This window comes from Bacteroidota bacterium (assembly GCA_040388375.1).
Lineage (GTDB): Bacteria > Bacteroidota > Bacteroidia > UKL13-3 > UKL13-3 > JAAFJM01.
On the sequence record JAZKBU010000004.1, the window covers coordinates 58,290 to 81,847 of the forward strand.

At 34.2% G+C, this 23,558-nt stretch carries 15 protein-coding genes and 1 pseudogene; 9 read left to right on the plus strand and 7 right to left on the minus strand.

Going from position 1 to position 23,558, the window contains the following annotated elements:
- Position 1: 1 nt before the first annotated feature.
- The 5 genes from V4538_05910 to aat are packed head-to-tail and all read left to right on the plus strand — an operon-like array spanning position 2 to position 9,213.
- Positions 2-2,287 (plus strand): hypothetical protein, encoded by a 2,286-nt coding sequence (locus V4538_05910; GenBank protein ID MES2380554.1) that lies wholly within the window; start codon positions 2-4, stop codon positions 2,285-2,287.
- A 15-nt stretch (positions 2,288-2,302) separates the two neighbouring features.
- On the plus strand, positions 2,303-3,340 hold the full coding sequence (locus tag V4538_05915; GenBank protein MES2380555.1) for an o-succinylbenzoate synthase: 1,038 nt from the start codon (positions 2,303-2,305) through the stop codon (positions 3,338-3,340).
- A gap of 47 nt (positions 3,341-3,387) precedes the next feature.
- On the plus strand, positions 3,388-7,008 hold the full coding sequence (locus tag V4538_05920; protein ID MES2380556.1) for a PAS domain S-box protein: 3,621 nt from the start codon (positions 3,388-3,390) through the stop codon (positions 7,006-7,008).
- A 50-nt stretch (positions 7,009-7,058) separates the two neighbouring features.
- Positions 7,059-8,528, plus strand: coding sequence for an RNA polymerase factor sigma-54 (rpoN, locus tag V4538_05925; protein ID MES2380557.1), 1,470 nt, complete (start codon positions 7,059-7,061; stop codon positions 8,526-8,528).
- Between the two features lie 7 nt (positions 8,529-8,535).
- Positions 8,536-9,213: a leucyl/phenylalanyl-tRNA--protein transferase gene (gene aat, locus V4538_05930; GenBank protein MES2380558.1), complete on the plus strand. Its 678-nt coding sequence runs from the start codon at positions 8,536-8,538 to the stop codon at positions 9,211-9,213.
- On the opposite strand, the gene V4538_05935 is transcribed toward aat, so the two are convergent.
- From V4538_05935 to trmB, 3 genes are all read right to left on the minus strand, one after another.
- Positions 9,191-9,967: a DUF6089 family protein gene (locus tag V4538_05935; GenBank protein ID MES2380559.1), complete on the minus strand. Its 777-nt coding sequence runs from the start codon at positions 9,965-9,967 to the stop codon at positions 9,191-9,193. The genes aat and V4538_05935 overlap by 23 nt on opposite strands.
- A 6-nt stretch (positions 9,968-9,973) precedes the next feature.
- Entirely contained in the window at positions 9,974-10,849 is an 876-nt protein-coding gene (locus tag V4538_05940) for a DUF6089 family protein (GenBank protein MES2380560.1), read from the minus strand.
- 109 nt (positions 10,850-10,958) lie between these two features.
- Complete coding sequence (trmB, locus tag V4538_05945) at positions 10,959-11,648, minus strand: tRNA (guanosine(46)-N7)-methyltransferase TrmB (GenBank protein ID MES2380561.1); 690 nt, start codon at positions 11,646-11,648, stop codon at positions 10,959-10,961.
- 120 nt (positions 11,649-11,768) lie between these two features.
- Here trmB and recJ point away from each other — a divergent pair, with 120 nt between their 5' ends.
- Both recJ and V4538_05955 read left to right on the plus strand, forming a co-directional pair.
- Positions 11,769-13,475: a single-stranded-DNA-specific exonuclease RecJ gene (recJ, locus tag V4538_05950; GenBank protein ID MES2380562.1), complete on the plus strand. Its 1,707-nt coding sequence runs from the start codon at positions 11,769-11,771 to the stop codon at positions 13,473-13,475.
- A 184-nt stretch (positions 13,476-13,659) separates the two neighbouring features.
- Positions 13,660-17,625 (plus strand): gliding motility-associated C-terminal domain-containing protein, encoded by a 3,966-nt coding sequence (locus V4538_05955; GenBank protein ID MES2380563.1) that lies wholly within the window; start codon positions 13,660-13,662, stop codon positions 17,623-17,625.
- Between the two features lie 4 nt (positions 17,626-17,629).
- On the opposite strand, the gene arsC is transcribed toward V4538_05955, so the two are convergent.
- A complete protein-coding gene (gene arsC, locus V4538_05960; GenBank protein MES2380564.1) occupies positions 17,630-18,061 on the minus strand; it encodes an arsenate reductase (glutaredoxin) in 432 nt (143 codons plus the stop codon).
- Between the two features lie 160 nt (positions 18,062-18,221).
- Here arsC and V4538_05965 point away from each other — a divergent pair.
- Positions 18,222-18,773 (plus strand): annotated as a pseudogene (locus V4538_05965) (peptidylprolyl isomerase).
- 78 nt (positions 18,774-18,851) lie between these two features.
- On the opposite strand, the gene V4538_05970 reads toward V4538_05965, so the two are convergent.
- Positions 18,852-19,346: an SRPBCC domain-containing protein gene (locus tag V4538_05970; GenBank protein MES2380565.1), complete on the minus strand. Its 495-nt coding sequence runs from the start codon at positions 19,344-19,346 to the stop codon at positions 18,852-18,854.
- Positions 19,347-19,444: 98 nt separating this feature from the next.
- Here V4538_05970 and rocD point away from each other — a divergent pair, with 98 nt between their 5' ends.
- A complete protein-coding gene (gene rocD / locus V4538_05975; protein ID MES2380566.1) occupies positions 19,445-20,695 on the plus strand; it encodes an ornithine--oxo-acid transaminase in 1,251 nt (416 codons plus the stop codon).
- Between the two features lie 54 nt (positions 20,696-20,749).
- Here rocD and V4538_05980 read toward each other — a convergent pair whose 3' ends face one another.
- Positions 20,750-21,619, minus strand: coding sequence for a glycosyltransferase family 2 protein (locus V4538_05980; protein ID MES2380567.1), 870 nt, complete (start codon positions 21,617-21,619; stop codon positions 20,750-20,752).
- A 1-nt stretch (position 21,620) separates the two neighbouring features.
- Entirely contained in the window at positions 21,621-23,450 is a 1,830-nt protein-coding gene (locus V4538_05985; GenBank protein ID MES2380568.1) for an ABC transporter ATP-binding protein, read from the minus strand.
- Positions 23,451-23,558 lie beyond the last annotated feature (108 nt).

The window sequence follows — 23,558 nt, forward strand, 5'->3', positions numbered from 1 at the left end:
ATTGGCAACCAAAACAAATACACACCGAGCAACAGCAGAAAATAATACTGAAAATAAAAACTATGTATTAGCTTATAAAGTAGCCCTCACTTTATTGTTTTTAGTTGGTGTTGTATTAAGTATAAAAAGTATTAAAGAACCCGATATTTGGTGGCAGTTGGCCACAGGGCAATGGATAATAGACCACAAAACCATTCCAACAACCGATGTGTTTTCATTTACCTTTTTTGGCGTTTCGTGGGTTAATATAAAATGGGGCTTTGAAGTAATAATTGCATTATTGGCTCAATTTTTTTCGCCTGCATCTATTCCTGTTTTACAAGTATTGGTAAGTGTTGGCCTTATTTATTACCTGCTTCAGTTTATCTATATAATTAATCCTTCTGTTCAAAAAAACTATTGGCAAAAAAACATAGTCATATTCATTGCACTTTTAGTACTAGCCAATATTAGTTACCGTATTATTGGCAGACCTGAAATGTTTTCGCACCTTTTTGCACTGATGTTTTTGTACTATGTCAATCGTTTTAAAAGTAATAAGAAAATTATTTTTATACTGCCTCTTATTCAGCTTTTATGGACCAATTTACACGAAGCATTTGGACTCGGTTTAATTGTTATTTTTATTTATTTAGTTAGTGAATGGTTCATTTATTTTAAAAATAAAACCAGCGAAAAGCCTGTCTATTTAAGTATTGCTGCCATACTAAGCATACTGGTAATTGCTATTAATCCATACGGTACAAGCATGTACCAAAAACCTTTCGAAATTTTTCAGCAATTACAAACCAATAAATATACTGTTGAGTTGTCAAACTATACTTCATTTGAATATTGGCAATTAAACACCTACAGTACCCTCATTTTATTGATCATAACGTTTATTGGTTTTGTTTACCAATTTTTTCAATCAAAAAGAAAATTATTTAACACCATACAACTAATAGGATTAGGAAACAGTTTAAGCATTGTAGCATTAACCATACTTGCTTTAGGGGCCTATAGAAATTTGGTTTTTATCAATATACTACTTGCTCCTTTTGTAGTACAAACTATTATTCAACTAGCACCGTTTTTAAATAAAAAAATAACCATTGCTCGTTTAAACTTAATAAGCATAAGCATGGCTATAGTTTTAGGACTTTCGTTTTATATAGGTGTAGCAAGTAACTATTATTATACATTTAATCACTCAAACGATAGCTACGGAATGAGTATTTTGGCCAGTAAAAATCCTATTGGAGCGGCTAATTTTATCAAACAAAATAATTTAGAGAAAGAAATAATTTTTTCCGACTACATCTCTTCATCCTATTTATTATACCAATTACAACCACACTTTAAATCGTTTATTGATTTAAGGGATTTAGATGTTTTTCCTGATTCTTTTTTTCAAAGGAACGCAGCCATTTACAGCTACTATAACGAGTACCAATATTTCGACAGCATTTACCATTTTAAAGCAGCTGTTGTACTCAACAGTCAGTTTAAAAAACTACAAACAGGTTTGTACAATGACAGCAATTATTCACTCGCTTATTTTGATCCATTGGTTTCTGTTTTTATAAAGAAAAAAAATACCAGGAAACATATTAGCATAAGTGCTTACCCAACTTTGCAAACAGGCACATTGGCTAACTTATTTAATTACACATTCAATCCTTTTTACAAACAGGTAAACGAAAAATTTGATGCTGATATAGAAAGTGCCTTGTACTATTTATCGTTAGGCGACTACCAATATGCCAAAGAACTGGTAAGTAAAAAAGGCCAACAAGAAAACGAAAAGGTAAGTTATATTTTAGGTCAATATTATTTAAACAAAGCAGTAGCAGATACCAGCCAATCTATTTATTATAACGACAGTGCATACCAAATTTTAAGTAAAGCAGTAGCACAAAACAGTAATTATTTAGATGCTCATTTTTCATTGGGTGTACTTGAATTAAACAGAAACAATTTAACCAAAGCTGCTTTATTATTTGAACAATGCTGTACTATTAATCCTAATTTTTTAAACGGATATTTATATGCAGCAGAAACCTATAAAACCATGCTTGGCAATGGAAAAAACCAAAAACAATTAAGCAAATTGGTGTATTACCTCGAAAAAGCAAACCGAATGAATCCGAACAATCCTAGTTTAGAATGGAATTTAGGCGTAGCTTATTTTAAACAAGGTAAATGCAGTGCTTCTACTGAACTACTCACTAAAGTTAAAGATTTTGAAGGCCTTTCAATAGAAGACAAAAACACCGCTATTTACTGTATTAACAACTGCAAATAACAACGCATCAATACAATGTTTACCTATAAAAAACATGTTCTATTGTTTAACAAACCGGCTACTACAAGCCGTGGTAGTTTGCGAAGCCATACCGTTTATTACATCATAAAACACCACGAAAATTTAAACATATATGGTATAGGAGAAGCTGCTCCATTAGTAGGTTTAAGTATAGATGCAGTAGATAATTTTGAAATACAATTACAAAATGTTTTAAATAATTTAAATAACGGTGTTTTATTAAAAAACATTGATTTAACTGGGTGGCCTGCTATTGAATTTGGTATTGAAACAGCACTAGCCGATTTAAATTTTGGAGGTACCCGTAAAATTTGTGATAATCCATTTATCCAAAACAAACCCATAGCCATAAACGGCTTGGTTTGGATGAACCAGGCACCCGAAATGTTACAGGAAGCCGAACAAAAAATAGCAGCCGGTTTCAACTGTATAAAATTTAAAATTGGTGCATTGGATTTTGATGAAGAATGTCGTTTACTGGAAAGTATCCGCAAAAAACACAATGCCTTTAAATTGGAAATAAGAACCGATGCCAATGGCGCATTTGCCAATGCTGATGTATTTGAAAAATTAAACGAGTTAAAACGTTTTGATATACACAGTATAGAGCAACCCGTAAAAGCCAAACAAACACCATTTATGCAGGAGGTTTGTGCCAAATCGCCTATTCCTGTTGCCTTAGACGAAGAGCTGATTGGTATACAACAACAATATATTGCTACGCTTCTGCGTTTTATAAAACCACAATACTTAATTTTAAAACCTACACTTATTGGCGGTTTAGCCAAAAGTAAAATCTGGATTGACCATGCACAACAACAAGGAATAAACTGGTGGTTTACCTCTGCATTGGAAAGCAATATTGGTTTAAATGCTATTGCCCAATATTGTAGCAGCTTAAACACCCAATTACCACAAGGATTAGGAACCGGAAGCCTTTATAAAAACAATATAGCTAGCCCATTGGAAGTAGCCAATGGTTTCTTAAAATACAATATAAACAAGCCTTGGCTATTAAGTGAAATTGTTTAAAAATGGAGTATATAATTTAGGGATAACTTATTAATTTGCTACCTTAAATGAATACAGAAAAAAGCACCAATAAATCATTTATACTTTACTATTTATGTGCAACAGCACTAGGTATGGTATATCAATTATTTACCGGCCAGTGGGTGCTCTTGTTTCTGTCGAGTTTGCAAATAACTATATATGGCACTATAGCCGCATTATTTAATACCAGCAAAACACAAAACCTGTTACTATTTTTCAATGGTTTTTCAGCCGTATTTTTTTATTTGTTTGATGATGGAATCAATGGCAATTCAGCTTACTATTTAAACTATTTAACATTACTCCTTATCAATTATGTATTGATACAGCAAAAAGCCAATAAAAATATATTGGATTATGTAATGCCCATAGCTATGTTTTTAGCTGTATTTGCTTTGGTTAATTTTGCAAACACACCCAAACTGGTTGCCACACCATTTAGAACCAATAATACACCTCTTTATTTTTTAATTAACTTAAGCAGTTTAATTGCTATAGGTATTTTAAGTATCAAAAAAATAAGTGTAGCACCTGCTGTCACAGCTGCTGATAATATTCCAACCCCAATTGAAAGCAAGGAAGAAACAGAAGATATTCAAATAAAAAGTTTAATTGAAAATACTGCTAACGCTATTTGGAGTATTGATAAAAACTTTACCATTATTTACGGCAATCTTTCTTTTTTCAATACCTACGAATTGCTGTACAATCAAAAAATTTCACAAGGGCAAAAATTTTTCCAAGGCGATAACCACGAGGACATTTCTTATTGGAAAAATTTATATGAAAGAGCATTAAACGGAGAAAAATTTAAGGTAGAAAAGCAGCTTTTTGTCAATAATGCCTATAGATACGTAGACCTGTATTTAAGCCCTGTATTTAACAACAACGAAATTGTAGGCGTTACCATTAACGGAGCCGACATTACCGAGCAAATTATTAATCAAAAAGAGATTATTGAAAAAGAGAAAAATTTAGAAAATCTCATAGATTCATTAGATGATGTGGTTTTTGAATTTGATGAAAACTTACGTTATAAAAACATTTGGATTAACGATGCTGATAAGTTAAAAAATGAAAAAGAATATTACATCGGTAAAACCATATCCGAAGCCGTTAACCCACAATTTGCGGCACCTTTAGAACGTGCCCTATTGCATACTTTTAATACCAGCGAAAACACCCAAACAGATTATCAGCAAGAGATAAATGGCGTAAAAAAATGGTTTTCTGCCAGAACCAAAGTAGTTAAAAACCAAGTACCCAAACATGTTTTAATGGTAGTTGAGGATATTAACGAACGTAAAAAACAAGAAATAAGAACCATCAGGCAACGCGATTTTTTAAATAAACTAATTGAAACCTTACCCGTTGGTATATTTGCTAAAGATGCTAAAAACGACATGGTTTATGTGCTCTGGAATAAAGAGCTTGAAAACATGTTTGGTATTTTGCAACAAGATGTATTGGGTAAAACAGATTTTGATATATTTAACACTGATGAAAATATAGACGACTACATAGATACCGATGGTATGGTAGCACAATCAAAAGAAGCATTGTTGTTAAGCAATTTAAGTATCAATACACCCAATGGAACCATTATTACCAAAACTATTAAAGTTCCTTTATTAGATGAAGACAATGAACCCGATTTAATTATTGGCATTATTGAAGACATTACCGATTTTCAGAACACACAAAAAGAACTGGAGATAGCAGAGAAAAGGTGGAATTTTGCTTTAACAGGTAGTAGAGATGGCGTATGGGATTTTGATTTAATAAAAGATACCATTTATTATTCACCTATTTATAAAGAAATGCTTGGCTACTCAGCAGACGAGTATGATAACTCAACATTAACCTGGGAAAACTCCATACATGCAGATGACATTAATAATGTTATACAAAGCTTTACCGACCATATTTACGGGCGTACTCCATACTACCAAAACGAACACAGAAAAATAAAGAAAAACGGTTCTATTATTTGGGTATTAGATAAAGGTAAAGTAGCTGAATACAACGAACAGGGTAAAGCCATTAGGTTTATAGGTACCTTAACCGATATTACTTCACGAAAAGAATTAGAAGTAAAAGCAAACGAAACAGAAACCCTGCTCGAATCAATAAGTCAAAACATAAAAGAAGGTATATATAGGGTAAACAGTAACCACAAAGTAATGTATGCCAACAACCCTTTTATTGAAATGTTTGGCTATGCAAATTTCAACGAAGTATTGAGCATTCATGCTTCAGAGTTTTATTATAACAAAGTAGATAGGGAACATTTTGTAGAATTAATCCGGGAAAGCAATTTTATTGAAAACAAAGAGATCGTTTTTAAACGTAAAGATGGTTCTACTTTTTGGGGCTTACTAAGCAGCAAACGTTTGGTTGATGAAAATGGGGAAGAGTTTTTTGATGGAGCAGTACGTGATATTACTGAAATTAAGAAAATAGAAGACCTGCTTATAAAAGCAAAAGATGATGCTGAAGATGCTGCCAAAGCCAAAAGCACCTTCTTATCTACCATGAGTCATGAAATAAGAACCCCTATGAATGCCGTAATTGGCATTACTAATATATTGCTTGACCAGCAACATTTGCCTGATCAGGTTGATTCTCTTAAAACACTTAAATTTTCAGCCGAAAACTTAATGCATTTATTAAACGATATATTAGATTTTAGTAAAATAGAAGCAGGTAAAGTAGAGTTGGAAAAAACAGATTTAAACATCAGTCAACTATTAAATGAAGTAAAACAATTGGCTGAAATTAATGCCAAGGAAAAAGGAATAAAAATTGCCGTTGAATTAGATAAAAATATTCCCCATTACTTAATTGGCGACCCTACCCGACTCACTCAAATTATATTCAACTTAGTAAGCAACGCCATTAAATTTACCGATGAAGGAATGGTAAGTATAAAAGCAAAACTACTAAGTACTAATATTGAAAATACCAGCATTTATTTCGAAGTGTCAGATACAGGTATTGGCATTTCAGAAGAACAGTTAAAAACCATTTTTGACCAGTTTACTCAAGCCAGTAGCGATACCACACGCAAATTTGGAGGAACAGGATTAGGCTTAGCCATTATAAAAAAATTAGTCGACCTGCACCAAAGTAAAATATATGTAGAAAGTCAACCCGGCATGGGCTCAAAATTTTATTTTACTATAGATTTTAACAATAACAAAAAAGAACTTTCAGAAATAGAAGCCAATGCCGGTAATAAATTTGAACCTATTACTGATATGAAAATTTTAATAGCCGAAGACAATAAAATAAATGTGTTTGTAGCCACTAAATTTCTAAAATCGTGGGGTATTCAATTTGATGTGGCAGAAAATGGAATAGAAGCCATTGAAAAAGCCAATGCCAATGTTTACGATTTAATACTAATGGACCTTCAAATGCCCGAAATGGATGGTTTTGATGCTACTATAGCTATTCGTAAATTTAACAAAAAAATTCCCATTTACGCTTTAACAGCTAATGCCTTTAGCGATGTCAAATCAAAAGTGCTGGAAGTAGGTATGAATGATTTTATTACCAAACCGTTTAATCCAGCAGAATTATATAAAAAAATTAAATTGGTTAAAGGCTTTGTAAACAAAACACTTAATTTATTTGACTCGTAAGTAAAAAAAATTAGTAGATAAAGGATGTTTTCCTATTTTCGAAACATAAAATGTTAAAACAAGGTCTACAGCAAAAGTTACAGCAAAAGTTATCGCCTTTGCAAATTCAGTTTATTAAGTTATTGCAACTTAATACCGTTGATTTTTTGCAACGCATTGATCAGGAAATGATAGAAAATCCTGCGTTGCTTAATAACAAGGATGAAGATGCCTTGCCAAGTGAAGACCCTAAGACTGAATCGCAGGAAAATGAAGAGTACGAAAAAGAAGCAAGTGTGGAGGATTACCTGGCCGATGAAAGCTTTGATGTAAAAGAATATGTAAACGATGAGTATGAACCTGATGGTTTTCACTTAAGCGATGAAGGAGATGAAGAACGTAAGGAAACGCCCATCGTTGAAACCTCATCCTTTCACGATGCTTTATTAGAACAATTTAGCGCTGTTGCTGCCAACGAAAAAGAAGAAATTATCGGCAGTCAAATTATTGGTACCATTGATGACGATGGTTATTTACGCAGATCATTAGATGCTATACAAAACGATTTAGCATTTGCCCAAAACTTGGATGCCAGTTTGGATGAAATGAAACACGTTTTAATTAAAATTCAAAAGCTGGATCCACCGGGCATAGGTGCAACAAGTTTACAAGAGTGTTTAATTATCCAGCTAAAACGCAAAGATTATTATAACCGTGCCATTGAATTAGCCATAGAAGTATTGGAGAAATATTTCGATGAGTTTATAAAAAAACACTACGAGAAAATAGCAAAAGAACTTCACTTAAATGATGAAAAAATAAAATCAGTTATTGGCATTATTACCAAACTAAACCCTAAACCAGGCGATAGTTATGGTGGCGCAGGCGCCCAATACATTACACCTGATTTTACATTGATAGAAGATGGTGGAAGACTTAGCATTACTTTAAATGGGCGAAACACACCTGATTTACGTATTAGCCGTACGTATATGGATGCATTAAAAGCATACGATGCGAGTGCAGCACCCAGTAAAGAACAAAAAGATACCGTATTATTTATTAAGCAAAAGTTAGATGGAGCCAAATGGTTTATTGATAGTATAAAACAACGTCAGAATACCTTATTAAGCACCATGAATGCTATTTTACAATACCAGATAAAATACTTTGAAGATGGTGATGAAACAAAACTTCGTCCCATGATTTTAAAAAACATAGCCGACATGACCGGTTATGATATTTCAACCATAAGCAGGGTAGCCAACAGTAAATACGTACAAACAAGTTGGGGAATTATTCCGTTAAAATTCTTTTTTAGCGAAGGTATAACCAACGATGAAGGGGAAGAAGTAAGTAGCCATGAAGTAAAGAAAATTTTAAAAAATGCCATTGAAGCAGAGGATAAACATAAACCGCTTGCCGATGAAAAATTAATGGAAATTCTAAAAGAAAAAGGTTACAACATAGCCCGCAGAACAGTAGCTAAATATAGAGAGCAACTAAATCTACCAGTTGCTCGTCTTAGAAAAGAGCTTTAATAGAAGTATGCCTTTATATTATATCATTGATGATGTTTTTCCCAGCCCAGAGAAAGCCGATAAAAATGGTATCCTAGCCATTGGTGGTAACTTCTCGCCCGAACTCATTTTAAAAGCATACAAAAAAGGCATTTTCCATTGGTTTAATGAATCAGAACTACCCGTTTGGTATAGTCCAAACCCACGTATGGTTCTTTATCCTAAAGACATCAAAATAAGCAAAAGCATGAAACAGCTTATCAATCAAAATACATTTACATGCACCATTGACCAAGCGTTTAATGAAGTAATAAACCAATGCCGCAATACGCGAATAGATGAAGGTACCTGGATAAGTGATGACATTATAGATATTTACAATATTTTACACTTACAGGGGTTTGCACACAGTATTGAAGTTTGGCAAAACAACAACTTGGTTGGCGGGCTTTATGGAGTGGCTTTAGGCAAATGTTTTATGGGCGAAAGTATGTTTAATACCGTAAGCAATGCCAGTAAAATGGCTATGATATACCTAAGCCAATACCTCGAAAAATTTCAGTTTAAAATGATTGATTGCCAAGTAGCCAATCCACACCTGCTTAATTTAGGTGCCGTAAATATTACTCGTAAGCAGTTTTTGAAAGATTTGGCAGAAAATATAGATGAGCCAACAAATGCATTTAATAAAAACGATTGCACTTAATTCTACCCGGTATTCTATACACAAGGCTGGCACTTAAAGTCATAAACCAATCGTTATAATCCGGGTTTCCTCTTTTATATCCTGCTCTATTATAGGTAACACCTATTACTTCGTAACTTCTGTCCGCTATTTGTTGTGTAGCAATACTTAAAGCGCTTAAATCAGCATATTTGGTACTTACATCATCCAAATAATCCGTGTATGTTCTTCTAAAATTTAAATTGGCTTCAAGGCTATAATTTCTTCTGAAAATATATTTAACACCTATGCCAAATGGAATAGCAAATGAGTAGGTACCATAAGCAACACCTTCCGTTTTTACATCGCGTAAATTAATAGTTTGGCCTGCATAACGGGTTTGAGGATTAAAGCTAAACATGGAAATTCCGCCAAATACATAGCCGGTAAATTTGCTATCCAAAACACCGTAACCGTACTTTAAAAAATTAAACTCAAATAAACTTGAAAACTCAGTAATGTTAGAAGTGAAATTTAAATTCCTTACTTGGTTATAATCAAAGTTTTTATCGCTGCCACTTACTTGTAAAGCTGATATTTGGCCTGTTACCGCCCAACTTGTATTAAAATTATACCGTGCAAAAATATTACCTGCGGGTTTTGTTTCTCCCCAAGCAATGCTTGGTGCCAAATCCCCCCAATAATTAGCCAAACCCAATCCAACACCCACATCTATATCTTGCGCATTGGCTTTACCAATTAAAGCTATAAATACTATAAAATAAATCCGTTTCAAGTAGTATTAATTAAATGTAGGACAGCTTTGTCCTTTCAATCTTATTATATAAGTTATAGTTATACCCGACATAAAATAAATATCGTTTTGTATAAAACTTTTATTACTTCTTTTATCACCTTCTTTAAATACACCAACAGATACCGTGCCATTGGCTTCCCAGCTTCTGTCTATTTCCCAACTTCTATCAGCTAGTAAAGCAGCTTCAGCTCCTGTGGTAGCTTTAATAACATCACGGCTACCATATACACCTCCTACATCGTCCAAATAATTAGTAGTAGTAAACCTAATACCTGTTTCAAATCCTAAATAAAAAGCATCGCTAATTCTTGCCCTGATACCTACACCCATTGGAATACATATTTCAGTCAAATTATATTTTTGCAAACTATTATAAGTAGTTGAACCTTGCCCTTCAGTAGCCAATGGTTGTAACTCAACCGTTCTTCCGCCAAAATCAGTTTTAGGGTTAAAGTTAAATACACCAATGCCACCAAAAACATAAGGAATAACCGGTCTTGCTGAAATATTTCTTAAATTATTTTTAAGCAAATTGTATTCAAAGTGAACACTAAATTCAAAAAGATCAGTATAAAAATTAAGGTTACGTAATTTCGATGCAGCCTCAGAGCTTTGCTTATCATCACCACTTATTCTTCCATATCCGGCATAACCTTTTACAGCCCATTTATTGTTAAAATTATATCTTCCAAACAAAGATGTAGCAAAATAGGAGTTGCCGAAATTTATCTTTTCATCGCTTAAATCTCCCATGTACTGTGAAGCTCCAAAAAGCATTCCAACCTCAATCTGTTGAGCTTTTACTTGTACAGATACAATTGTTGTAAATAAAATAATGGCAACAGCCTTTAACAAGTTCATAATAAACAAAATTAAAATATTTTTTTATAGTTCAAAGTGCAACTTGCAATGTAACGTTTTTTCAATCACTTTATTGCACTCTATTGTGATTATTTTCGGGGCAATGTAATTATTTTATTAGATTTACGTCCATATCAGCCGGAATTTTTAAAGTATCAACCTTAAACTGGCAATACTTTATCGTTCTTCCTTTTGCCGAAAACAACTTTTCATAATGTGTTTTTATGCTTCTCAATTCATCATAACTATGTGCATCTTCATGCACATTCATAATTACTTCATTGGGTTTTATATTTACCTGCTCTAATGTTTCTAAAGTATATTGGAACAAGGCATCATCATCCGTTTTAAAATTAATAAAACTGTTGGGTTTTAAAACCCTTTTATAAACCTCTAAAAAACGTGGGTGGGTAAGCCTGTGTTTGTCGTGTCTGTCTTTTGGAAAAGGATCAGGAAATGTTACCCAAATTTCATCTACTTCATGCTCATCAAAAATCAATGCTAATTTTTCTATCACCATTCTAATAAAACCAACATTGGTTTGTTTGTTTTGCAGCGCAATGGTTGCCCCTTTCCACATCCTGTTGCTTTTCAAATCAATTCCAATAAAGTTTTTTTGAGGATGTGCTTGTGCTAAATTAACGGTGTACTCTCCTTTTCCACAAGCCAGCTCCAATACAATTGGATTGTTATTTTTAAATACTTCGCTGCTCCATTTGCCTTTTAAATCGTAAGGAAAATCAAAGCAATGTTCCATTTGAGCAAATTCGGCAAATCGTTTAAGTTTATCTTGTCCCATTTGGGGCGCAAAATATTATTTTCCCAAATACAGACACTCAATTTTTTTTATTCTAGCTGCTAACAATTTATCAAATTGTAAAAAATATGTATGCTAAAATAACTACATTCGCCACACTTTATGCAAAAACGTTGGATACCAAAACCAGAACCCGATAAATTAAAAGTTGAGGCTTTGGCTGGTGCCATTAACGTAAATAAAGTATTATCAGGCATATTGGTACAAAGAGGCATTGATGATTTTGAAAAAGCAAAACGTTTTTTCAGGCCGCAATACAGTCAAATGCACGACCCTTTTTTAATGAAGGGAATGGATACTGCCATTATCAGAATTGACGAAGCATTATCAAAAAATCAAAAGGTTTTAATTTACGGTGATTATGATGTGGATGGCACCACTGCAGTAGCAACTGTTTACGATTTTTTTTCAAAGCGTTTTTCTGAAATTGAATATTACATACCCGACAGATATACCGAGGGATATGGCATTTCATTTATGGCCATAGACTGGGCCAGCAACAATGGTTTTAGTTTAATAATTGCATTGGATTGTGGCATTAAAGCCAATGATAAAGTTAAGTACGCCAATAAAAAAGGGGTTGATTTCATTATTTGCGATCATCATTTACCCGGAGAAGAATTACCCGATGCAGTGGCTATTTTAAATCCAAAACAAGCAGATTGCCCATATCCTTTTAAAGAACTTTCCGGTTGTGGTATAGGTTTAAAATTAGTTCAGGCATATTGCATTAAGCACCAAATAGATTTTAAACAGGTAGAAGAATATATGGATTTATCAGCCATTAGTGTTGCCAGCGATTTGGTAAACATTATGGACGAAAATAGAATATTAGCCTACCAAGGATTAAAAAAACTAAAAGAAAACCCCAATAGAGGCATTAAAGCGTTGTTAGAAAACTATGCAGCAAGACCCGAATACTCTGTAAACGATATTGTGTTTTTCATTGGGCCAAGAATAAACGCAGCCGGTAGAATTGCCGATGCTAAAGATTCTGTTAGATTAATGATTTCGGACAAAGACAAGGACTCACAGCAAATTGCCGAAATGATTAATCACCATAACAATGAGCGCAGAAACTTTGATAGCAGTATTACCGAAGAAGCCTTTAACATGATTTTGGCTGATGAAAATTTTCACAATAAGAAATCAACTGTACTGTTTCATAAAGAATGGCATAAAGGTGTAATTGGTATTGTTGCTTCCAGATTAATAGAAAAATATTACCGACCTACTATAGTTTTAACCGAAAGTAATGGAATGGCTGCGGGCTCAGCACGCTCTGTTGAAGGATTTGATTTGTACCATGCCATAGAAGAGTGTAGCGATTTGTTAGAGCAATATGGTGGACACACCCATGCTGCCGGACTAACACTAAGAGTAGAAAATGTTCCTTCTTTTATTGAAAAGTTTGAAAACATTGTAGTTAAAAATATTGAAACCCGCAGTCTTACACCAGAAATTGAATACGATACGGAAATTGCTTTTAGAGCCATAACACCTAAGTTTTTTAGTGTACTTAAACAGTTTGCACCTTTTGGGCCGGGTAATGCAAGCCCCATATTTATGACCCGCAACGTATGGGACGTTGGCGATGTAACCATAGTTGGAAACAACCATTTACGATTGAGTTTAACCCACGAAGAAGGTGGAAGAATTTATAAAGCAATAGGGTTTGGCTTGGGAGAACATTACAATAAAGTAGCACAAGGTATCAGTTTCGATATTTGCTATTATATAGAAGAAAACCATTTTAATGGACACGTAAATCTTCAACTCAACATCAAAGACATTTTGTTTAAATCATAGTCATTTTTGCATTAGAAATATTTTCTAAGTCTTGTTTCCATTTTCTCACTTTATCCTTATTACTTGTGCTTCTTGGCTCATTAAAAAACAACTTTTGTCATTAAATCAGTTTATGCTTTGTTTTTCAAAAAATCTTTTTCGGCTAAATGTTAGGTAATTATATAGTAATTTTATTAATTGCTGTATGCAAAATCGGTTTTCATGTGAGAAATTATACCTTCTTTTATGGGTTATACTTTTGTATGGTTTTCCCTACTCCGTTTTTGCTCAAAACTTAGTTACCAATGGCGATTTTGAAAGTTATAGCACCTGCCCCAATCAATACGCACAAATACACTATGCAGATGGTTGGGCTCAGCCGTCCAACGGAACTCCCGATTATTACCATACCTGTTCAGCTAACTTAAATCCGTTAAGTAATTTAATAGGCTCTGAAACACCTTTTTCAGGTAATGCATTTGCAGGCATTGTTTTAGCCAATAATGTTAGTATTTACAGAGAATACATACAAAGAGAGCTCAGTAAAAGATTAGTAGCTAACCAAGTGTACTATTTTGAAATGTACATTAGTTTAGGTGATTCATGTAACCAAGCTTCCGACCAATTTGGTGTTTATTTCTCCAACGATTCCATCCGTACAGACAGTGTAATAATTAGCCGTGTTCCACAAATTACCACTAAAGGTCCTTTTTACAATAAATCCGGGTGGACAAAAGTATCAGCGTTATACAAAGCAGTAGGAGGTGAAAAATACATTACTATTGGTTGTTTTTCTCCAGCCAACACCCCGAATATAACCAATTATATTGGTGGAGGTGGCGCTTCTACTGCATTTGCTAATATTGCTTATTACTATATTGATGATGTTGCCCTCATTGACCCCTCTTGTGATTCCATTCCCCTTAATAACATAAGCCATGTAAATATTGATGTTTGCAGTAACCTAAGCAGCTTTACCAGTTTATTAAACCCTACCCATGCCGGAGTCAATTACCTTTGGAGTGATAGTTCAACAAACAACCAGTTTCAAACCAAAACAATTGGTCAATATTGGGTTTATGTATATACTGCCAATTGCCCTTATGTTGATACTTTTACCATTCGTTATATAGCACCACCTATATTAGACTTAGGGACAGATACAACACTCTGTAGTGATGCCCCTTTAGTAATTAAACCTCGGCATGCGCCAAACGTAAATTTCCTTTGGTCAAACAGCTCAACCGATTCCATACTATCAGTTAAAAATAACGGTATTTACTGGACCAAAATAACGGCAGCCAATGGTTGCGCTACAACCGACTCTATTAACGTTAATTTCATTATCGCACCTGAAGTACTCGGAAAAGACATTGATTTATGCAATGCAACTCAATTTCCGATAAAACTTTCAGCCGGCAAGGCATTAGCCAATAATTATTTATGGAATACCACTGCCACTGACTCCTTTGTAATGGCAGCCGATACTGGTACTTATTGGGTAAAAATAAACAAAGGCTCTTGTAATGTAACAGATACAATACTCGTTAAAAACACAAGCATGCCTGCTGTAATGTTAGGTAATGATACCACCGTTTGTATTGGTAATACTATTAATTTAACAGCTCCTGTATCAAATAGCTACAAATGGTATAAAAGTATTAATATAGTTAGCCCTTCTTTTGCACTTACCTCTCTAAATAACTCCATCACTGCCGGTACCCAAGGATTGTATTTACTGGAAGTAAAAAGAAATACTTGTACTAAAAGAGATACGATAAAACTGGAAACCAGAAACAAACCAGCGGTTAATATTGGCAACGATACATTACTTTGTTATGGCAGCTCCATAACACTTAACAGCATTATAGCAAGCCCTAATATTAAATACCTCTGGCAGAATGGCGATACTATTCCGCAGCAGTTCATTTCAAAAAAAGGAATGTATTGGATTAAAGTAAGAAACGATGCTTGTGAAGTAGCCGATTCTATCAATATTGATTTTGAAAACGAGCAAAGAATAAGTTTAGGGAATGACACTGCTGTATGCAGCGATCAGGTTTTAACTTTAACTGCAAAAGCAAATAATGTAAGCACCTTTAAATGGTATAACGGCTCTACCAAAAATATAACCAGTATTAACCAAGGCGGTACTTATTGGGTTGACGGAATAAAAGGCAGTTGTAAGGTTAGAGATAGTATTAAAATAACATACATAGAAAATCCTGTTGTTAACCTTGGTGCTGATACGCTTTTATGCTCAGGTCAATCATTTACGTATAAAGTAAGTTATCCCGAAGCTAGTTATTTATGGAGTAATAACAGCACTGATTCATTTATGACAGATACTAGGCAAGGCACTTATTGGGTAGAAATAAACAACCATGGTTGTAAGGGAAGCGATACAGTAAATGTAAATATATTTGTACTGAATAAAATAGAATTGGGGAACGATACCGCATTATGTGAAGATGATATATTAGCACTTAAAATAAATAACGTAAGTGCAGAAGCCTACTTATGGAACACCGGTGAAACGGATAAAACTATCAAACCAAAAAAATCCGGCATTTATTGGGTCGAGGCAAAAGCCTCTATTTGTAAAGTACGCGATAGCATTATCGTAATATTTAAACCTAAACCTATAGTCAGTTTAGGGAACGATACTATAATATGTACCAACGCCCCACTAGTACTTAATGCAAAAATTGACTCTGCCACCTACTTATGGGATAACCTAAGTACAGGCAAAACACGTAAAGTAAATACAATAGGATACTATACCGTAGCTGTAACCAAAAATGGTTGTACTGCAACAGATGATATAGTAGTAACTACCGAAAAAGCCCCTGTGCTTAGCTTAGGCAACGATACAACGCTTTGCAACGGCTATACTTTAGACTTAAACCCAACAGTGAATGGAGGAGTAAGCGAATACTTATGGCAAGACAATTCAACACTTCCTTATTTTAGAGTAAATACATCGGGTACTTATGCATTAACCATTAAAAAAGGAGTATGCTATGTTACCGATTCAATAAAAGTTTCCTATTTAAATAAAGCCAATGTAAACTTAGGCAACGATACTGATTATTGTTTTAACGATGCCATTACACTCAAAACAAGTGTCCCTAATGCCAATACTTATTTATGGCAAGATGGAAGTACAAAAAACTATTTACAGGTAAACAAAGCTGGATTGTATTGGGTGGAGTTAAACAGCAATACTTGTAGAGTAAGAGACTCTGTATTTTTAACCCAAAAACAATTACCCGTTATTAATTTAGGTATTGATAAAAGCATTTGTAAAGAAGAAAGTATAGTGCTTGATGCGCTAAATGCAGGTGCTAGTTTTGTATGGGAAGACCTTTCAACAACACAAACACATAAAATAAAAGCACCCGGCTTGTTTTATGTTACTGTAACCAGCAACAATGGATGCCTTACATCAGACACGATAAAACTAGATACTTTTCCTACTTATTTTGTAAATATTGGAACCGATACTTTTGTATGTGAAGGTTCATCATTTACTATAAATACAGGAGTAAATTATAAATCGTACTTATGGCAAGATGGTAGCACTGCACCTGCTTTTGTTACCAATAAATCAGGCGAATATGCTGTTACTGTTACAAACGAAAACAATTGCACTGCAAGCGATACTATTATACTTGCTCAAAAACCAAAACCTGTTATTAATTTAGAGCGTTCTATAAAAATTTGTGAACCAAACTTTACCTTAAATCCCGATAAAAACTTTATCAGTTATTTATGGCAGGATGGCTCAACAAAAAATAATTTCCGTGTATTAGATTACGGCACATACAAACTAACAGTTACCGACTCTAACTATTGTACCAACGATGCCGAAATAGAAGTACTTAATTTTTGTCCTGCTCATTTAGCCATGCCGAATGCATTTACACCTAATGCTGATTTATTAAACGACCAGTACAAACCCGTTACTAAAAACGTACAGGCACTTCACTTCAAAATATACAACAGGTGGGGGCAGCTTATATTTGAAACTCAGGAACTGGAAAAGGGATGGGACGGGAAATTAAACAACATATTAGCAGAAGCTGATGTGTACTTTTACTCTGTAACGTACGTAGGCACTAACACAATAAGTACAACCCAACATGGCGATTTTACTTTATTAAGATAAACTATTACAAAATTTCCAGAATTTTCTCTGCCGGACGTGCAATAATTGCTTTTTTACCATTCACCACAATAGGCCTTTCTATTAAAGTTGGATGAGCCAGCATCACATCAATCCATTCCGCATCACTCAATTGCTTATTAGCGTATGTTGCTTTAAAAATATCCTCATTTTTTCTAATCAAATCAAATGGTTTAATACCAATGAGCTTAATTAAATCAGCCAACTCCTTATGCGTAAAAGGTGTTTTTAAATACTCTACAAATTTAAAGTCAATATTTTTTTCTTCTAATAAAGTAAGCGCATTTCTGCTTTTACTACATCTGCTATTATGGTATACAGTAATCATTGTTTGAGGGTTACACCAATTACAAGGTAACAAGTCGGCTGTAAAACCAACACCTTCACACTGAGGACATACATAACCGCAACCTGCCATACTTATTAAATTGGTGGTGCAATATAATTGATAAAAATACCATTGCACCTAAACAATAAAGCAGCTACTCATTTTTTATTACAAGCTATTTTTATTTATTTGGTGCCCACATTTAATAATTACCTACATGAAAAAAATAATAATAGCATTCAGTATTTTAATGCTTAGCACTTTGAGCATTTTTGCCAAACAAAAATTAGCTAAGGGGCTTTATGCCGAAATTACCACCACCAAAGGAACTATTTTAGTACAACTGGAATTTGAAAAAACACCGCTTACAGTTGCCAACTTTGTAGGCTTAGCAGAAGGTAAAATTAAAAACAGTGCTAAAAAAGAAGGCGTTCCTTACTTTGACAGTATTAAGTTTCACAGGGTAATACCTAATTTTATGATTCAAGGTGGTGATCCAACTGGAACAGGACAAGGTGGCCCGGGTTATTCATTTAAAGATGAATTTTTACCTGGCTTAACTTTTACTGGGCCTGGTATATTAGCTATGGCCAATGCCGGACCTGCTACCAACGGTAGTCAGTTTTTTATCACTCATGTTAAAACAGCTTGGTTAGATAACAGGCATACTGTTTTTGGACATGTAATTACAGGACAAGAAGTAGTAAATGCTATTCAACAAAATGATGTTATTTTACATATAAAAATTATACGTAAAGGAAAACCGGCCCGTAAATTCAAAGCAGAAAAAGTTTTTGAAGAACTGCGTAATAAGTAGTCTTTCATCATCATTTATAAAACCTATTACTTTTTGTAATAGGTTTTTTTATGGCGAGACTTTTCAATTATTAACCATCGTTATGTAATCCATACTTTTATTTCTTAAGTCTAAACCGCCCTCATATACCGATTTTAGATTAACCAGGAAAAATGACCAACCCGTAGCGCAACCCAAACGTATATTTTGTTTGGAAAGATCATCCATAGGAATATTTTTTTGAGTAAGTGCCACTATCACCACATCGTTTTCCTCTGTTAAAGTTACTTCAACTATACATTCGCCCGCAAACGAAAACTGGATAAAATCTTTGCCATTGGCTTTGATAATATGACCCTTTTCTAAGTGCGCCTGAGCATACCAATTCCATGCATAAGTATATCCGTCTTTAACATTTGTATTGACATCAATAACATTATTATTAGTATCAAAGTAAACAGCTTGGCTTAAAAACCACGTTTCTATTTTCGATGCTACAGTCCAGGCATCATACATATCAGTCAGCTTGGCTTTTACTGCAATTTTTTTAGTAAACGAAGTCCAGTTAAAATTTTCCATTTGTTACGTTATTGATCAATCAATGTTAGCACAATTTCAATTATTTTCTTTTACTGCTGTATTTTTAAACCAAAAAACTTGCCTTACATTTGCAACTTATGATTAAAGAAACGAGCGAATTGGCTAAAAGTGACTATTTTATAGATTTAGAACACCACTACGGGGCACATAACTACCATCCCATTCCGGTTGTAATAGAACATGCTGCGGGTGTATTTATGTACGATGTAGAAGGTAAACAATACTTTGATTTTCTTTCAGCATACAGTGCGGTAAACCAAGGCCATTGCCATCCGCGTATTATAAATGCTTTAACCAAGCAAGCACAAAAACTAACTTTAACCAGTCGTGCGTTTCACAATAACCTGTTAGGCGAATATGAAAAATATATAACCAGCTACTTTGGTTTTGATAAAGTATTGCCCATGAACACAGGTGTAGAAGGTGGCGAAACGGCCATTAAATTAGCAAGGCGTTGGGGATATGATGTAAAAGGTATAGCCGAAAATCAGGCAGAAGTAATTTTTGCTGAAGGTAATTTTTGGGGTAGAACCATGGCAGCTATTTCATCTAGCAACGACCCAAGCAGCTTTAAAGGTTTTGGTCCGTTTATGCCCGGCTTTAAATTAATTCCTTACAACGATTTAGTTATTTTAGAAGATACCTTTAAAAGCAATCCAAACATTTGTGCTTTTATGTTTGAGCCTATTCAGGGCGAAGCAGGCGTTGTTGTTCCACACGAAGGTTACTTACAAGGTGTAAGAAATTTATGTACCAAATACAATGTATTGATGATTGCCGATGAGGTACAAACTGGCCTTTGCCGTACTGGTAAAATGTTGGCTTGCGACCATGAAAATGTAAAACCCGATGTATTGATTTTAGGCAAAGCCCTTTCAGGTGGAACTATGCCGGTAGCAGCCGTATTAGCCAACGATGAAGTAATGTTAACCATTAAACCGGGTGAACATGGCAGTACCTATGGTGGTAATCCTTTGGCTTGTGCAGTAGCTATGGAGGCTTTACAAGTTTTAAAAGACGAGCATTTAGCCGACAATGCAGAAGCGATGGGTATTATATTCAGAGAGCGTATGACTGCTTTGATGCAAAAAACCAATTTAATTAGTTTAGTACGTGGCAAAGGTTTATTAAACGCTATTGTTATTTTGCCTTTTGGCAATGGAAAAACAGCTTACGATGTTTGCTTAACTTTAAAAGAACATGGTTTATTGGCTAAACAAACGCATGGCGATATTATTCGTTTTGCACCACCATTAACCATTAATGCGGACCAAATGCATCAGGCATGCGATATTATTAATCAGGTGATTCTAGGATTAGAAAAATAAGTCCTAATTACATTCACTTTAATATTTCTTACAAAAGGATCTAGATACGTTTATCTAAATCCTTTTGTAGTTTTTATACCCTATTTCCCAGCCCAAATATTTGGCAGCAAACTTTTTAAATTGGTCTTTTAGTTTGGTTTTATTGTAGTTTAAATCAAACTCAAACTGCCAGTTTTTTTCAGCAATACGTTTTTGCATTACCTTAGGGTGTATATCTTCAAACCGGGCTAATGAATCTATTTTACTGTAATCAAAAGCATCTGCTTTCACTACATTTTTATCTATCCATTCCTGGTTATGCCATAGCTTATGAAACTCCTCTTGTTTACGTTGCATAGCCCGCGGGTCTTTTACCCAACCATAATGATAAATATAGGCATCAATGGCTTTAACGTGTAGCTTTTCATCATCGTTTTTTCTAAAGCCTTGCGCATCTTTATAAGAGTATATTTTCTTGTTGTTTTTTACAACACGTATTTCATTGTTATACCATTTGCTGGAGTTGCCTATATAATCGTACGAGCCGTAAAAATGAAGGTATTTAAACAACAAACCATCTACTCGTTTATGGCTTTTATAGGTTAGCATAGCCTGTTTAACTATAGGTAAATATTTTTCGTGTATTACTTCATCGCCTTGTATATAAAAACACCAATCGTAATAAGTAGGAATAGCTTGAAAAGCTTTATTGGTTTCTGCTGCCAACACTTGCCCACCCTGCTTCAGAGTTTCATCCCAAAGGGTTTTTATAATCTTTATTTTTGTGGGGTCAATAGATAGAATAAGTGCTTCAGTATCATCGTCAGATTTACCCAAAGCTACATACACCTCATCGCATATAGGTAAAATAGATTGTATGGCTTCTACAACCGGATAATCGTAAATAATGGCATTTTTAATAAAAGTAAAACCTGCTACTTTCATTTTATTCAGGTATTTGTTGGTGCGCTATCAGTTGTTTGTATAAACCTTCCTGATGTACTAACTCATTGTGGTTACCTTGCTGTACAATTTTACCTCTTTCCAATACAACAATAACATCGGCATTTTTGATAGTACTTAAGCGGTGTGCTACTATAATGGTAGTTCTGTTCAACATTACATTGCTTAATGCTTCCTGTACCAAACGTTCACTGGCCGTATCTAAAGCAGAAGTGGCTTCATCTAAAATCAATATATCAGGATTGGTATTTACCGCTCTTGCTATACTTAAGCGTTGTTTTTGTCCACCGCTTAATTTGCTGCCTCTATCACCAATATTGGTTTCATAGCCGCTTTCTGTTTCAACAATAAAGCTATGCGCATTGGCAATTTTAGCCGCCTGTTCTACTTGATCTTTGGTAACCGATTCTTTGGCAAAGCTGATATTATTGGCTATCGTATCGTTAAACAAAATACTCTCTTGCGTAACTATACCCATTAAACCACGTAAATCTAAAATTTTATAATCGCGTATATCTACACCATCAATTAAAATTTGTCCTTTTGTTGGGTCATAAAAACGAGGTATTAAATCGGTTAAAGTTGACTTCCCTCCGCCCGAAGGGCCCACCAAAGCAACGGTTTGCCCCTTTTGAATAGTCAGGTTTAAATTTTCAAATACCCACTCATCCTGATATTTAAAACTTACATTTTTAAACTCAATGGTTTGGTTAAATGCTTTGATAGGAATAGCATTCGGTTTTTCAATAATTATTTCTTCGCTATTAATAATTTCTTCTACTCTTTCAATAGAAGCCAAACCTTTATTCATAGAATTATAAGCCGTACTAAAAGCTTTGGCAGGTGAAAGCAATTGCGAAAACACCCCTAAGTAACCCAAGAAAACAGAGGCACTCAGACTATCATCGTTATGCAAAACCATTTTACCACCAATCCATAAAATAATAGCAAATACTGATACGCTAATGGTTTCGCTAATGGGCGATGAACCATCGGCTGTTCTATTGGCCTTAATATTCAATTGCGTATACTCCTGGTTTTGCACCAAAAAGCGTTTAAACAAAAAGTCTTGCGCATTAAATGCTTTGATTACGCGCACGCCTGTTAAAGTTTCTTCCACATGCGAAACCAATGAACCAAATTTAGCTTGTCCGCGCGATGTTTGTTTTTTAAGCAGCTTACCTATTAAGGCCATAAACAAAGCACTAACAGGCAAAGCACAAAACACAATTAAAGTAAGCTTAGGACTCACCCAAATTAACGAGCTTAAAAATATAAGAATGGTAATAGGTTCTTTGGTAAATGCCTCCAGCGAACTCATAATAGCCACCTCTATCTGGTGCATATCACTCGTCATACGGCTTAACAAATCACCCTTTTTTTCTTTACTGAAATAAGATAGAGGTAATATTAATATACGTTGGTATGCAGCCTTTCTAAAATCGCTGATAATATAGTTGCGCATAGGAACCATAAAAAACAAAGCCAGATATCTGAACAGGTTTTTTAAAGTAATCATCACTACTACAAAACCACATATATACAACAGCACTACTTCCGCCCCGTACATGGCTTTATACTCAACTATAAAGTTTTTTAAAACATCAAAATTTTGTTTGAAACTGAAACCTACATCAGCCGTTGGTTTTACCGTGCTTACTTCTTTAGCACTAAACAAAACATCTAACATAGGAATAATAGAAGCAATAGAAAACAAACCAAAAATACTTGATAGAACATTACAAAGAATGTTCATTAAAGCATAGTATTTATATTTAAAAGTAAAGCGTAAAAATTTTAAGTAGCCGTTCATTGCTTAATCTCAGGTGGGCAAATATGCTATTTTTTTTATTGCTTAATGAAAAATAATTTTTACCTACTGTAACAAAAGATAAGCGGAAAACAAAAGCAACAATACCCA